Source organism: Xanthomonas sp. NCPPB 2866, assembly GCF_041475745.2.
Classification (GTDB): Bacteria; Pseudomonadota; Gammaproteobacteria; order Xanthomonadales; family Xanthomonadaceae; genus Xanthomonas; species Xanthomonas arboricola.
In genome coordinates, this window is sequence record NZ_CM192975.1 from 1,144,408 (window position 1) to 1,158,150 (window position 13,743).

The following is a 13,743-nucleotide window of genomic DNA, read 5'->3' on the forward strand; positions in this document are numbered from 1 at the left end:
TTGGTTCCACGGGCTTCAAAGCAATCCGAGGCCTTGCTACAATTCCGAGTTCACTTTTGATCCATCCTGCCGGATGGCGCCTGGGCGCCGTCGGGCCATCACTCAGTTGGAGAATCGCGTCATGGCGCGTATTGCAGGCGTCAACCTGCCAGCCCAGAAGCACGTCTGGGTCGGGTTGCAAAGCATCTACGGCATCGGCCGTACCCGTTCGAAGAAGCTCTGCGAATCCGCAGGCGTTACCTCGACCACGAAGATTCGTGATCTGTCCGAACCCGAAATCGAGCGCCTGCGCGCCGAGGTCGGCAAGTATGTCGTCGAAGGCGACCTGCGCCGCGAAATCGGTATCGCGATCAAGCGACTGATGGACCTGGGCTGCTATCGCGGTCTGCGTCATCGCCGTGGTCTCCCGCTGCGTGGTCAGCGCACCCGTACCAACGCCCGCACCCGCAAGGGTCCGCGCAAGGCGATCAGGAAGTAAGGGATAGATCATGGCAAAGCCAGCAGAAAAGAAAACGAAGAAGAAGATCAAGCGCGTCATCACTGACGGCGTCGCTCACGTCCACGCTTCGTTCAACAACACCATCGTCACCATCACCGATCGCCAGGGCAATGCACTGTCGTGGGCCACGTCCGGCGGCGCCGGTTTCCGTGGTTCGCGCAAGTCGACCCCGTTCGCTGCTCAGGTTGCCGCCGAAAAGGCTGGCCGCGCTGCGCTCGACTACGGCGTGAAGTCGCTGGAAGTGCGTATCAAGGGTCCGGGTCCGGGCCGTGAGTCGGCCGTGCGTTCGTTGAACAACGTGGGCTACAAGATCACCAACATCATCGACGTGACGCCAATCCCGCACAACGGGTGCCGTCCGCCGAAGAAGCGTCGCGTCTAAAGGGAGCGATAAGAAATGGCTCGTTATATCGGTCCTACCTGTAAGCTCGCCCGCCGCGAAGGCGTCGATCTTTCCCTCAAGAGCCCGGCGCGCGCGCTGGACTCCAAGTGCAAGCTTGAGCAGAAGCCCGGCCAACACGGCGCGGCTCGCAAAGGCAAGCTCTCCGACTATGCCACCCAGCTGCGCGAAAAGCAGAAGGTCAAGCGCATTTACGGTTTGCTGGAGCGTCAGTTCCGCAACTACTACAAGAAGGCCTCGACCAAGAAGGGCAACACCGGCGAGAACCTGCTGCAGTTGCTGGAAACCCGTCTGGACAACGTCTGCTACCGCATGGGCTTTGCCGTCACCCGTCCGGCCGCGCGCCAGCTGGTGTCGCACCGTGGCGTGCTGGTCAATGGCAAGTCGGTGAATCTGGCTTCGTACCAGATCAAGGCTGGCGATGCGATCACGCTGTCGGAAAAGGCACAGAAGCAGCTTCGCGTGCAGGAAGCCCTGACCGTGGCTGAGCAGCACGACATGACGCCGTCGTGGGTCGAAGTCGATTCGAAGAAGTTCAGCGGCGTGTTCAAAGCCGTTCCGGATCGCGCTGACCTGCCTTCGGATATCAACGAAGCGCTGATCGTCGAGTTGTATTCGAAGTAATTCACATTGGAGAGCCTCCCGCACCGCCGGAGGTTCGCAGGAGACCCCGCAACATGACGGTTACCGCCAACCAGGTTCTGCGCCCCCGTGGTCCGCAGATCGAACGTCTTACCGACAATCGCGCAAAGGTCGTGATCGAGCCCTTGGAGCGCGGTTACGGGCACACGCTGGGCAATGCCCTGCGTCGTGTGCTGTTGTCGTCGATCCCGGGTTTTGCGATCACCGAGGTCGAGATCGACGGCGTGCTGCACGAGTACACCACGGTCGAAGGGCTGCAGGAAGACGTGCTTGACGTCCTGCTCAACCTGAAAGACGTGGCGATTCGTATGCATAGTGGCGACAGCGCGACGCTGTCGTTGTCCAAGCAGGGTCCGGGCACGGTCACTGCGGCCGACATCAGGACCGATCACAACGTCGAGATCATCAACGGCGACCACGTGATCTGCCACCTGACCAAGGACACGGCGCTGAACATGCGCCTGAAGATCGAGCGTGGTTTCGGCTATCAGCCGGCTGCCGCGCGTCGTCGTCCGGACGAAGAGACCCGCACCATCGGTCGTCTGATGCTGGATGCGTCGTTCTCGCCGGTGCGTCGCGTTGCCTATGCCGTGGAAGCTGCGCGCGTTGAACAGCGCACCGACCTCGACAAGCTGGTGATCGATATCGAAACCAACGGCACGATCGATGCCGAGGAAGCCGTGCGCACCGCCGCCGACATCCTCAGCGATCAGCTATCGGTGTTCGGCGATTTCACCCACCGCGATCGCGGTGCGGCCAAGCCGGCTGCCAGCGGCGTGGATCCGGTGCTGCTGCGCCCGATCGACGACCTCGAGCTGACCGTGCGTTCGGCCAACTGCCTGAAGGCCGAGAGCATCTACTACATCGGTGATCTGATCCAGAAGACCGAAGTGGAGCTGCTCAAGACCCCGAACCTCGGCAAGAAGTCGCTGACCGAAATCAAGGAAGTGCTGGCACAGCGCGGCCTTGCACTGGGCATGAAGCTGGAGAACTGGCCGCCGGCCGGTGTCGCCCAGCACGGCATGCTTGGTTAATGCATCACCGCATGGGCGTCTTCGGGCGCCCATGCTGTTTTTTTACATCGACGGGCCAAAGCCCGCGGTGACATCCGGTCAAAGGACGGCCGGCTCGGACCAACCGCAGTCCATTCAACAGCGCCAGGATGGCGACAGCGTCTCTCAAGCAGTCTCAACATTCCTTAGGAAATCACACTCATGCGTCACCAGAAATCCGGTCGTAAATTCAACCGTACCAGCGCGCACCGCGAAGCCATGTTCCGCAATATGGCCGCGTCGCTGTTCAAGCACGAGCTGATCAAGACCACCTTGCCGAAGGCAAAGGAACTGCGTCGCGTCGCCGAGCCGCTGATCACCATCGGCAAGGTCGATGGCGTTGCCAATCGTCGTCTGGCGTTCGCTCGCCTGCGCGACAAGGAAGCAGTGGGCAAGCTGTTCGTCGAACTGGGCCCGCGTTACGCGACCCGTCCCGGCGGCTACCTGCGCATCCTGAAGGCCGGCTTCCGTGCCGGTGACAATGCGCCGATGGCGTATGTCGAGCTGGTCGACCGTCCGGTCGTCGCCGAGGAAGTGGCCGAGTAATCGGTTCGCCCTTCGCAAAGATTCTCGAAAAGCCCGGCTAGCGCCGGGCTTTTTTATTGCCTGTGCCGGACCATGGCGGTCGGTCTTGGTATGGGTGTTTCGGCAACAGCGCAGCGATGTGCATGGCTCAACCAGGATCAAGCTCACCGCCGCAAAGGCGGCCGTCTACGGGCGGTGTCGAGGGTCTGCAGGCCGACACATGACTGGCGACATGCATGGCTGCACCGGGCCTGCTGCCGGGCGACCTGCCCGATGCAGGCATCCGTGGTCACCGCGGCAGCGATGGCTGATAATCGGGCATTCGATCCTAGGCAAGCGGTAGCGATGAATCCATTTCGTTGGGGTTTCCGGGCGCAGTTCTTGCTGGGCTTTCTTGCCTGCGCAGGATTGCTTGCCTACGCGATCTATGTGCAGCTGCATCTTGGGCTGGAGCCATGCCCGCTATGCATCTTCCAGCGGATCGCGTTTGCGGCGCTGGCGCTGTTGTTTCTGCTGGGCGCGTTGCATGGGCCGCGCGCGGCGGGCACGCGCAAGCTCTATGGCGTGCTGAGCTTCATCGCTGCCGGCGTCGGCATGGGCATCGCGGCGCGGCATGTCTGGGTGCAGATCCGGCCCAAGGACATGATGTCCTCGTGCGGGCCGCCGTTGAGTTTCCTGAGCGAGACGATGGGGCCGTTCGAAGTGTTCCGCACCGTGCTGACCGGCACCGGCGACTGCGGCAATATCGATTGGCGCTTTCTGGGCCTGAGCATGCCGATGTGGAGCATGCTGTGGTTCGTGGGCCTGGCGCTGTGGGCGCTGTACGCCGGCTTCAGGCAGCGTGGTCCGCGCAAATTGTTCTGATCGTTTCGTTCCGGCGCTGGCCGGCGCCCGAGATTTCTGGAGTTCACGATGTCCGCTTCCCCTCATTCGTCCGTCAACCAGGCAGAGCAGTGGTCGCCGCAGAGCTGGCGGCAGCGTCCGGCGTTGCAGATGCCGGTCTACCCGGACGCCGTTGCGTTGGAACACACGCTGGGCGAGTTGCGGCAGCTGCCGCCGCTGGTGACCTCCTGGGAAATCTTTGCGCTCAAGCGCCAGCTGGCGGAGGCGCAGGAAGGCAAGCGCTTCCTGCTGCAGGGCGGCGATTGCGCCGAGAACTTCAGCGATTGCGAATCGGGCACGATCTCCAATCGCCTGAAGGTGCTGCTGCAAATGAGCCTGGTGCTGGTGCATGGCCTGCACCTGCCGGTGGTGCGGGTAGGGCGCTTTGCCGGGCAGTACGCCAAGCCGCGCTCGGCCGATACCGAAACCCGCGACGGGGTGACCTTGCCGAGCTACCGCGGCGATGTGATCAACGCGCCAGCCTTCACCGAAGCGGCGCGCGTGCCGGATCCGCAGCGCATGATCACCGCGCATTCGCGCTCGGCGATGACGATGAATTTCGTACGCGCCCTGATCGACGGCGGCTTTGCCGACTTGCACCATCCCGAATACTGGAATCTGGACTGGGTGGGGTATTCGCCGCTGGCGGCGGACTACCAGAAGATGGTGGCATCGATCGGCGATGCGGTGCGCTTTATGGAGACCTTGTCCGGCGCGGAGGTCTACAACCTCAATCGCATCGACTTCTACACCTCGCACGAGGCGCTGTTGCTGCCGTACGAGGAAGGCCTGACCCGGCAGGTGCCGCGCCAGTGGGGCTGGTTCAACCTGAGCACGCATTACCCGTGGATCGGCATGCGTACCGCCGCGCTGGATGGCGCGCATGTGGAATACCTGCGTGGCGTGCGTAATCCGATCGCGATCAAGGTAGGGCCGTCGGTGCAGCCGGATCAGCTGTTGCGTCTGATCGACGTGCTCAATCCCGAAGACGAACCCGGCCGCCTGAGCTTCATCCATCGCATGGGCGCGGCGCAGATCGCCGAGAAGTTGCCGCCGCTGCTGGAGGCGGTCAAGCGCGATGGGCGTCGGGTGTTGTGGGTGTGCGATGCGATGCACGGCAATACCGAAAGCACCGGAAATGGCTATAAAACACGGCGTTTCGACAATATCCGCAGCGAGGTCGAGTTGTCGTTCGATCTGCATGCGGCCGCCGGGACGCGGCTGGGCGGGGTGCATCTGGAACTGACCGGCGAAGACGTCACCGAATGCACCGGTGGCGCGCGCGAGTTGACCGAGCGCGATCTGGAACGCGCCTACCGCTCCAGCGTGGATCCGCGGCTGAACTACGAGCAGTCGCTGGAAATCGCAATGGCGATCGTGCGCAAGCAACAGCAGGTGGCGTCGCAGCCGCTGGGCGCGTGATGTCACCGTACGCATGACGTGATGCTCATGCCGCGTGCGGCATGATGCTGCAGCCATCCCTCTTTTCCCCCACAGGAGGAACGGTTTGACTGCCGATTGGAACGTCATCCGCGAATACGCAATCCCGCTTGGTGCCGCGCTGCTGGCGGGCATCGTCACCTGGTCGCTGATGCTGTGGCTGTTTCGCCGCATGCAGGGCCGCGACTATCGCCGTGCACGCATCATCCGCGTGGTCACGCTGCCGGCTGCCTTCATTCTGCCGCTGCTGTTTCTGGGCGTCGCCACCGAAGCGACGCCGCTATCCGGCAAGGGGCTGGCGGCAATGCAGCATCTGCTGCACGTCGGCATCGTCGGCTGCGTGACCTGGCTGTTGGTGCGCGCGGTCGCCGCCGGCGAGATGGCGATCCTGCGCAGCAACCCGATCGAGGTGTCCGACAACCTCACCGCACGGCGCATCCAGACCCAGACACGCGTGCTGAGCCGGGTGGTGATGGGCGCGGTGATCCTGCTCGGCATCTCGGTGGTGCTGCTGACCTTTCCGCAGGTGCGCCAGATCGGCAAGACGCTGCTGGCCTCGGCCGGCATCATCGGCCTGGTAGCCGGTATCGCGGCCAAGCCGGTGTTCGGCAACCTGATCGCCGGTTTGCAGATCGCCCTGACCCAGCCGATCCGGCTGGACGATGTGGTGATCGTGGAAGGCGAATGGGGCCGCATCGAGGAGATCGGCAGCTCGTATGTGGTGGTGCGGATCTGGGACGAGCGGCGCATGGTGGTGCCGTTGACCTGGTGGATCGAGCACCCGTTCCAGAACTGGACGCGCAGCAGCGCCGACCTGCTCGGTACCGCATTCCTGTGGCTGGACTACCGCACCCCGATCTCGGCGGTGCGTGCCGAGCTGGAGCGCATCTGCAAGAGCGAGCCGTTGTGGGATGGGCGCGTGTGCGTGACCCAGGTGACCGAGACCAGCGAAAGCACGATCCAGGTGCGCCTGCTGGTGAGCGCGCGCAATTCCGGCGATGCGTTCGATCTGCGCTGCATCAGCCGCGAGCGCATGATCGACTTCCTGACCCGCGAGCACCCGTACGCACTGCCCAGGATCCGCGCCGAAATCGCCGCGCAGGAAAAGCCCCCCCTGCGTGCCGCCGCGCCCATCGCCCAGGAGAGCGTACGCTCGCCCGGTGCCGAAGACGGCGAGCCTGCGACTACGGTGTAGCTGCAGGCGCGGCCGCCGGTCCGCTGGGCGCAGTCGGCGCATAGCGGGGCGCAACACGCGCCTTGCTGCGTTGTTCGTAGGCGTAGGCCAGTTCGATCAGGCGCGGCTCGCTCCAGGCACTGCCCATGAACAACAAGCCCAGCGGCAGGCCCTGGGTTTGCCCCATGGGCACGCTCAGACTGGGATAACCGGCCACCGCAGCCGCACCATAGCCGGCTCCGGGAAAGGTATCGCCCTTGACCAGGTCGGTGACCCAGGCAGCACCGGTGGTCGGCACGATCAGCGCGTCCAGGCGATTGGCCTGCAGCGCGGCGTCGATGCCGTCCGGCCCGGCCAGCCGTTTGGCAGTGGCGCGGGCCGTGAGATACGCGGCATCGTCCAGTCCGGCCGCGGCCTGCGCTTGCTCGAACAGCTCCTGTCCGAAGTAGGGCATCTCGCGCTGCGCGTGGCTGCGATTGAAGGCGATCAATTGCTCCAGGCTCGACACCGGCGCGGCGTGGCTGCGCAGATACGCGTTCAGGCCGGCCTTGAACTCGACCAACAAGACCGTTTGCTCGGCGGCATCCCACTGGCCCTCGGTTGCCAGGCTGGTTTCGATCACGGTGGCGCCGGCGGCGCGCAGCGTCTGCACGGCGCGCTCCAGCGTGGCGGCAATGGCCGGATCTTCGCGCAAGGGATTGCGCAGCAGGCCCAGGCGGGCGCCGCGCAGGCCATCGGGTCTGAGATGCGCCAGATAGTCCGGTGTGGACGTCGGTGCAGTGCGCGCGGCCGGATCCTGCGGGTCGGGCGCGGCAATCGCCTGCAGCACCGCCGCCGCATCGGCGACGCTGCGCGTCATCGGGCCGGCGGTGTCCTGGGAGGCCGAGATCGGAATGATGCCGTCGCGGCTGACCAGGCCCACGGTCGGTTTGAGCCCGACCAGGCCGTTCACCGAGGCCGGGCAGGTGATGCTGCCGTCGGTTTCGGTGCCGATGCCGACCGTGGCCAGGCTGGCGGCGATCGCCGCGCCGGTGCCGGCACTGGAGCCGCAGGGATTGCGATCCAGCGCGTACGGATTGCGGGTCAGCCCGCCGCGTGCGCTCCAGCCGGAGCTGGACTTGGTGGAGCGGAAGTTGGCCCACTCGCTCAGGTTGGTCTTGCCCAGGATCACCGCGCCAGCGGCGCGCAGGCGCTGCACCAGAAACGCATCGCGGCCGGGCCTGAAATCGGCCAATGCCAGCGAGCCGGCGCTGTTAACCATCGGCAGCGCATCGATGTTGTCCTTGAGCAGTACCGGAATGCCATGCAGAGGCCCGCGCACATGGCCAGCGCGGCGTTCGGCGTCCAATGCACGAGCGTCGGCTTCGGCCTGCGGGTTGAGTTCGATCACCGAATTGAGAGTGGGCCCGGCGCGATCGATGGTGGCGATACGCTGCAGGTACGCGCGGGTCAGGTCCAGGCTGCTGATCGTGCCGGACGCCATGCGTGCCTGCAGGCCGACGATGTCGGCGTCGATCAGATCGTCTTGCCTGGCAGTGGCTGCGTTGGCACCGACCGGGGTCAGGCTTTCGGTATGCGCACAGCCGCACAGCGCAAGCAGCAGCGCGAAGGACAAGGTGGTGGATCGCATTGGCGGTGTTCCCCGGGGACTATTCGCAGGCTAACGGCGCTGCGGCGGGGTGACAATGTGTATGACATGCCCGCAGACGGGCAGGGGGGGCTCAGCGGCGCCGGCGCTTGATCAGATCGCGTGCCAGCACGCCGACCACGATCAGATTGATCGCTAGCACGCCCCAGGCGGTCCAGCCGGGATGGCGGACGATGGCGTAGATATCGAAAGGCAGGTAGATGGCCGCCGACAGGCAGCCCAGCAGTGACGCCCAGGCCTTGGCACGCCACAGACCCCAGGCTTCCACCACGTGCAACAGGCCATAGGCCAGCATTGCGGCAGCAGCCAGATGGACGGCGTCGGGACTGATGGTCTTGAGCAACGACGGCAGTGCGCCGTGGTCGGGATCCAGGTTGAAGCGGCGGATCAGTGTGCTGACCGCGTTCTGCAGCGGGAGCGGGCCCAGAATTTCCAGGCCCGTCGCCGCCAACAGCGCAAGCGTCCCCTTGACCGCCTCTAGCAAGGCGATCACATGCAGCCCCGGATGCGCACGCGGATCCGGGCTGTAGGGCGTGTTGCTCACGAAGATGGACGTCCCGTGTTTAGCCGGAACGGCCAGCGCGCTTGCGGTCGCTTTCGGTGAGGAACTTCTTGCGCAGGCGGATTTCCTTCGGGGTGACTTCCACCAGCTCGTCGTCCTCGATGAAGTCCAGTGCCTGCTCCAGCGTGTACTTGATCGCCGGGGTCAGCTTGATCGCATCGTCCTTGCCCGAGGCGCGCATGTTGGTCAGCGGCTTGGTCTTGATCGCGTTGACGGTCAGGTCGTTGTCCTTGGAGTGGATACCGACCAGCTGACCTTCATACACGTTGTCGCCTTCGGCAGCGAACAGGCGGCCACGCTCTTCCAACGGCCCCAGTGCATAGGCCGGGGTGGCGCCCGCTGCGTTGGCAATCATCACGCCGTTCTGACGCTTGGCGATCGCGCCCTGTTCCTTCGGACCGTAATGGTCGAACACGTGGAACAGCAGGCCCGAGCCCTGGGTCAGGGTGCGGAACTCGTTCTGGAAACCGATCAGGCCACGCGCCGGGATCATGTAATCCAGGCGCACGCGGCCCTTGCCGTCCGGCTCCATGTTCTTCAGCTGGCCCTTGCGGGTGCCCAGCTTTTCCATCACGCCGCCCTGGTGCTGTTCTTCAATGTCCACCACCAGCTGTTCGATCGGCTCCATCTGCTTGCCGTCGATTTCCTTGATGATGACCTCCGGGCGCGACACGGCCAGCTCGTAGCCTTCACGACGCATGTTCTCGATCAGCACCGACAGGTGCAGTTCGCCACGGCCGGAGACCAGGAACTTGTCGGCGTCGGAGCCTTCCTCGACCTTCAGTGCCACGTTGTGCACCTTCTCGCGGTCCAGACGGTCGCGCAGCTGGCGGCTGGTCAGGAACTTGCCGCCGGACAGGTCCTTGTTGCCGGCGAACGGCGAGTTGTTGACCTGGAAGGTCATCGAGATGGTGGGCTCGTCCACGGTCAGCGCCGGCAGCGCTTCCGGGGCGTCGAGCGCACACACGGTGTCGGAAATGGTCAGCTCGGCCACGCCGGAGATGGCGACGATGTCGCCGGCCTCGGCGGTGTCCTGCTCGATGCGCTCCAGGCCGAGGAAGCCCAGCACCTGCAGCACCTTGCCCTGGCGCTTCTTGCCTTCGCGGTCGATCACGCTGACCGGCATGTTCTTCTTCAGCACGCCGCGCTGGATGCGGCCGATGCCGATCACGCCGACGAAGTTGTTGTAGTCGAGCTGACTGATGCGCATCTGGAACGGGCCGTCCGGATCCACGTCCGGTGCCGACACGTGCTGCATGATCGCTTCGTACAGCGGGGTCATGTCGCCGTCGCGCACGCTCGAATCCAGGCTGGCGTAGCCGTTCAGGGCGGAGGTGTAGACGATCGGGAAGTCCAGCTGCTCGTCGGTTGCGCCGAGCTTGTCGAACAGGTCGAACACCTGGTCGATGACCCAGTCCGGGCGTGCGCCGGGACGGTCGATCTTGTTGACCACGACGATCGGCTTGAAGCCCATCGCGAACGCCTTCTGGGTGACGAAGCGGGTCTGCGGCATCGGGCCGTCCATCGCATCGACCAGGATCAGCACCGAGTCCACCATCGACAGCACGCGCTCGACTTCGCCACCGAAGTCGGCGTGTCCCGGGGTGTCGACGATGTTGATGCGGTTGCCGTTCCAGGTGATGGCCGTGTTCTTGGCCAGGATCGTGATGCCACGCTCCTTTTCCTGGTCGTTGCTGTCCATCACGCGCTCAGCCAGCACGGTGCGTTCGGACAGGGTGCCGGACTGCTTCAGCAGGCAGTCGACGAGGGTGGTCTTGCCATGGTCAACGTGCGCGACGATGGCGATATTGCGGAGTTTTTCGATAGACATGCGGAAAGGGCCCCTGTCTGGCGCCAGTCTTGAGATGAGGTAAGCCCGACATTATAGCGGTTTCGTTGCCGTGCCGTTGCGTTCGGCCGCCGAGCGGTCCAAAACGCCCATTCAGCTAGCCCGGACACCCCCGACGATGGTCCAACCTGCACGGCCGCCTGCACGCCCGGGTGTATTCTAATGGGCTGTCATACACCCTGAAACCTGCAAGGATTTCCATGTCCCTGATTGCCCATTTCGACACCACCCGCGGCCCGATCGCGGTCGAGCTGTTCGCCGACAAGGCCCCGTTGACCGTTGCCAACTTCGTCAACCTGGTCCAGCGCGGCTTCTACGACGGCCTGAGCTTCCACCGCGTCATCGCCGACTTCATGATCCAGGGCGGCTGCCCGGAAGGCTCCGGCCGCGGCGGTCCGGGCTACCGTTTCGAGGATGAAGCCAACAACGGCGTCGGCCACGAGCGCGGCGTGCTGTCCATGGCCAATGCCGGCCCCAACACCAACGGCAGCCAGTTCTTCATCACCCACACCGCCACCCCGTGGCTGGACGGCAAGCACACCGTGTTCGGCAAGGTCACCCAGGGCCTGGACGTGGTCGATGCCGTCGCCCAGGGCGATGTGATCAACAAGGTGACGATCGAAGGCGATACCGACGCCGTGCTGGCCGCCAAGGCCGACCGTGTCGCGGAGTGGAACAAGATCCTCGCCGCCTGATGTCTTTCCCCCGAACGGCCGCCCGGTGCGGCCGTTCGTCTGTCACTGCGCGCCGCCAGGCCCTGCGCCACGCCAGCGTGCACCTCCACCCATGTTTTTTAGCAGAGGAAACTCCCCATGAAAGCACCTGTTCGTGTTGCCGTGACCGGCGCTGCCGGCCAGATCGGCTATGCCCTGCTGTTCCGCATCGCCTCCGGCGAAATGCTGGGCAAGGATCAGCCGGTGATCCTGCAATTGCTGGAACTGTCCAATGAAAAGGCCCAGGCCGCGCTCAAGGGCGTGATCATGGAGCTGGAAGACTGCGCATTCCCGCTGCTGGCCGGTGTGGTCGGCACCGACGACGCCGAAGTGGCGTTCAAGGACATCGACGTCGCCCTGCTGGTCGGTGCGCGTCCGCGCGGCCCGGGCATGGAGCGCAAGGACCTGCTGCTGGAAAACGCCAAGATCTTCACCGCGCAGGGCGCGGCGTTGAACAAGGTCGCCAAGCGTGACGTCAAGGTGCTGGTGGTCGGTAACCCGGCCAACACCAATGCGTACATCGCGATGAAGTCGGCGCCGGATCTGAACCCGAAGAATTTCACCGCCATGCTGCGTCTGGACCACAACCGTGCGCTCAGCCAGCTGTCGCAGAAGCTCGGCAAGCCGGTCGGCGGCATCGAGAAGCTGGTGGTCTGGGGCAACCACAGCCCGACCATGTACCCGGATTACCGTTTCGCCACCGCCGATGGCGCGTCCATCGGCGATGCGATCAACGACCAGGAATGGAACGCGTCCACCTTCATCCCGACCGTGGGCAAGCGCGGCGCCGCGATCATCGAAGCGCGCGGCCTGTCCTCGGCTGCGTCGGCCGCCAACGCAGCCATCGATCACGTGCGTGACTGGGTGCTGGGCAGCAACGGCAAGTGGGTGACGATGGGCGTGCCGTCCGACGGCTCCTACGGCATCCCGGAAGGCGTGATCTTCGGCTTCCCGGTGACCACCGCCAACGGCGAGTACACCCTGGTCAAGGATCTGCCGATCGACGACTTCAGCCAGAAGTACATCGACAAGACCCTGGCCGAGCTGGAAGAAGAGCGCAGCGGCGTGTCGCATCTGCTGGGCTGAGTTTCTCGCCTTGCTGTTGTAACGAAAACGCCGGGCAATGCCCGGCGTTTTTTATGTGGCGCTTGTGCGATGCTCCCGGCTCAGGCCAGGCCTTCGGCCTGCAGTGCGGCCTGCACATCGGCATCGTCCAGCATGCGCTGCACGAATGCATCTACCGCGCTTAGGCCACTGAGGTCCACGCCCACCTTCTGCGCCCATCGCAGCGTTACGAACAGATACGCATCGGCGCCGGTGTGGGTGTCGCCTGCCAGCCAGTTGCGTCCCTGCAGATGCGTGTCGACACGTTCGTACAAGCTGCGCAGCTTGCTGCGTGCGTCGTCATGGCTGCGCGCAATCAGCGCGTCGTCCTGCAGATAGGCGGTGCTGCCGAAGATCGGCTTGAAGGCCGGATGCACATCCGCATTGGCGAAGGCGATCCAGCGATTGATCTCTGCGCGGCTGCGCGCGGTGCCATCGCCGGATAGACCGGTGAGCGGCGCAATGTCGGCGATGTAGTTGAGGATGGCGGCGTTCTGGGTCAGTGCCCAGTCGTCGACGACCAACAGCGGCACAGCACCGGCCGGGTTGAGGCGCAGATATTCGGGGGATTTCATCGTGGCGGCGTCGACCACCTGCAGATCGAAGGGCAGCCCCGACCAGCGCAGCACGATGTGATCTGCCAGCGAACATGCGCCCGGCTTGGTGTACAGCTTCATGAGAATTTCCGCACAAGAACGAAGACGCAAGCTTAGCGGCAACGCGTGAGTGCGTGGGCAGCGTCAGGATGCGGTGCGCGGGCGCAGCTTCTGTACGCGATAGAACGTGTGGTCGCCGATGGTGGCCACCTGATAGGCATTACGCCAGCTCGGGCTTGCGATCGCGCTTGCGGCAAAGTGACTGGCGCCCGGCACGATTTCCTTGCGTTGCCCCACCGGCAGCGCCCAGTTGCGCTCTGCAGCCAGTGCCACATCCAGCGCCTTGTTCCAGGCATCGTCGTTTTTCAGCTGCGTCCCCGGAGCCACGATGGTGGGCGCGAACTGCTTGCGTGCAGTGACCACCTGACACATCGAGTCGCCCCACAAGCCGCTGTCCAGCCGACGCAACGCAACTTCGGCGACGGCTTGCTGGCCGCGCAAGGTCTGATCACGCGCTTCCAGGTACACGGTGGTGCTCAAGCACAACGAATCTGCAGCCGGCTGCGGCAACAACTGCGACAGCCAAAGTATCCAAACCAGTTTCATATAACTCCTTGCTCCGTATGGGCCGATCCGCAGAGCATCCAAGGTGGATGC

General features: G+C 64.4%; 15 protein-coding genes. 10 read left to right on the forward strand and 5 right to left on the reverse strand.

What is annotated here, in order from left to right:
- The first annotated feature begins 121 nt into the window (after positions 1 to 121).
- From rpsM to ACCQ04_RS04975, 8 genes are all read left to right on the forward strand, one after another.
- Positions 122 to 478 (forward strand): 30S ribosomal protein S13, encoded by a 357-nt coding sequence (gene rpsM, locus ACCQ04_RS04940; RefSeq protein ID WP_003486672.1) that lies wholly within the window; start codon positions 122 to 124, stop codon positions 476 to 478.
- Positions 479 to 488: 10 nt separating this feature from the next.
- Positions 489 to 881 carry a 30S ribosomal protein S11 gene (gene rpsK, locus ACCQ04_RS04945; RefSeq protein ID WP_003486671.1) on the forward strand — a complete coding sequence of 131 codons (393 nt, stop codon included), beginning with the start codon at positions 489 to 491 and terminating at the stop codon, positions 879 to 881.
- A gap of 15 nt (positions 882 to 896) precedes the next feature.
- Positions 897 to 1,523 (forward strand): 30S ribosomal protein S4, encoded by a 627-nt coding sequence (gene rpsD / locus ACCQ04_RS04950; protein ID WP_024938562.1) that lies wholly within the window; start codon positions 897 to 899, stop codon positions 1,521 to 1,523.
- Between the two features lie 53 nt (positions 1,524 to 1,576).
- Complete coding sequence (locus tag ACCQ04_RS04955; protein WP_002811635.1) at positions 1,577 to 2,575, forward strand: DNA-directed RNA polymerase subunit alpha; 999 nt, start codon at positions 1,577 to 1,579, stop codon at positions 2,573 to 2,575.
- A 180-nt stretch (positions 2,576 to 2,755) separates the two neighbouring features.
- Complete coding sequence (gene rplQ / locus ACCQ04_RS04960; protein ID WP_003486665.1) at positions 2,756 to 3,139, forward strand: 50S ribosomal protein L17; 384 nt, start codon at positions 2,756 to 2,758, stop codon at positions 3,137 to 3,139.
- Positions 3,140 to 3,463: 324 nt separating this feature from the next.
- The gene (locus tag ACCQ04_RS04965; RefSeq protein WP_024938561.1) at positions 3,464 to 3,982 is read left to right on the forward strand and encodes a disulfide bond formation protein B; all 519 of its coding nucleotides are present in this window, start codon (positions 3,464 to 3,466) and stop codon (positions 3,980 to 3,982) included.
- A gap of 48 nt (positions 3,983 to 4,030) precedes the next feature.
- On the forward strand, positions 4,031 to 5,422 hold the full coding sequence (locus ACCQ04_RS04970) for a class II 3-deoxy-7-phosphoheptulonate synthase (protein WP_046345812.1): 1,392 nt from the start codon (positions 4,031 to 4,033) through the stop codon (positions 5,420 to 5,422).
- An 85-nt stretch (positions 5,423 to 5,507) separates the two neighbouring features.
- Positions 5,508 to 6,635: a mechanosensitive ion channel family protein gene (locus tag ACCQ04_RS04975; protein ID WP_226426754.1), complete on the forward strand. Its 1,128-nt coding sequence runs from the start codon at positions 5,508 to 5,510 to the stop codon at positions 6,633 to 6,635.
- Here ACCQ04_RS04975 and ACCQ04_RS04980 read toward each other — a convergent pair.
- The 3 genes from ACCQ04_RS04980 to typA form a co-directional block, all read right to left on the reverse strand.
- On the reverse strand, positions 6,625 to 8,229 hold the full coding sequence (locus ACCQ04_RS04980; RefSeq protein ID WP_226427131.1) for an amidase: 1,605 nt from the start codon (positions 8,227 to 8,229) through the stop codon (positions 6,625 to 6,627). The two genes, ACCQ04_RS04975 and ACCQ04_RS04980, sit on opposite strands and share 11 nt — an antisense overlap.
- A 106-nt stretch (positions 8,230 to 8,335) precedes the next feature.
- Positions 8,336 to 8,755 (reverse strand): DUF2127 domain-containing protein, encoded by a 420-nt coding sequence (locus tag ACCQ04_RS04985; protein WP_026064834.1) that lies wholly within the window; start codon positions 8,753 to 8,755, stop codon positions 8,336 to 8,338.
- Between the two features lie 70 nt (positions 8,756 to 8,825).
- Positions 8,826 to 10,655 (reverse strand): translational GTPase TypA, encoded by a 1,830-nt coding sequence (typA, locus tag ACCQ04_RS04990; RefSeq protein WP_016904579.1) that lies wholly within the window; start codon positions 10,653 to 10,655, stop codon positions 8,826 to 8,828.
- 218 nt (positions 10,656 to 10,873) lie between these two features.
- Here typA and ACCQ04_RS04995 point away from each other — a divergent pair, with 218 nt between their 5' ends.
- Both ACCQ04_RS04995 and ACCQ04_RS05000 read left to right on the forward strand, forming a co-directional pair.
- Positions 10,874 to 11,368, forward strand: coding sequence for a peptidylprolyl isomerase (locus ACCQ04_RS04995; RefSeq protein WP_102252625.1), 495 nt, complete (start codon positions 10,874 to 10,876; stop codon positions 11,366 to 11,368).
- A 117-nt stretch (positions 11,369 to 11,485) separates the two neighbouring features.
- Positions 11,486 to 12,472 carry a malate dehydrogenase gene (locus ACCQ04_RS05000; protein ID WP_024938556.1) on the forward strand — a complete coding sequence of 329 codons (987 nt, stop codon included), beginning with the start codon at positions 11,486 to 11,488 and terminating at the stop codon, positions 12,470 to 12,472.
- Positions 12,473 to 12,552: 80 nt separating this feature from the next.
- On the opposite strand, the gene ACCQ04_RS05005 is transcribed toward ACCQ04_RS05000, so the two are convergent.
- Together ACCQ04_RS05005 and ACCQ04_RS05010 are read right to left on the reverse strand one after the other, a co-directional pair.
- Entirely contained in the window at positions 12,553 to 13,167 is a 615-nt protein-coding gene (locus ACCQ04_RS05005; RefSeq protein WP_184611210.1) for a glutathione S-transferase family protein, read from the reverse strand.
- Positions 13,168 to 13,230: 63 nt separating this feature from the next.
- A complete protein-coding gene (locus ACCQ04_RS05010; RefSeq protein WP_016905076.1) occupies positions 13,231 to 13,692 on the reverse strand; it encodes a cell wall hydrolase in 462 nt (153 codons plus the stop codon).
- Positions 13,693 to 13,743: the final 51 nt, after the last annotated feature.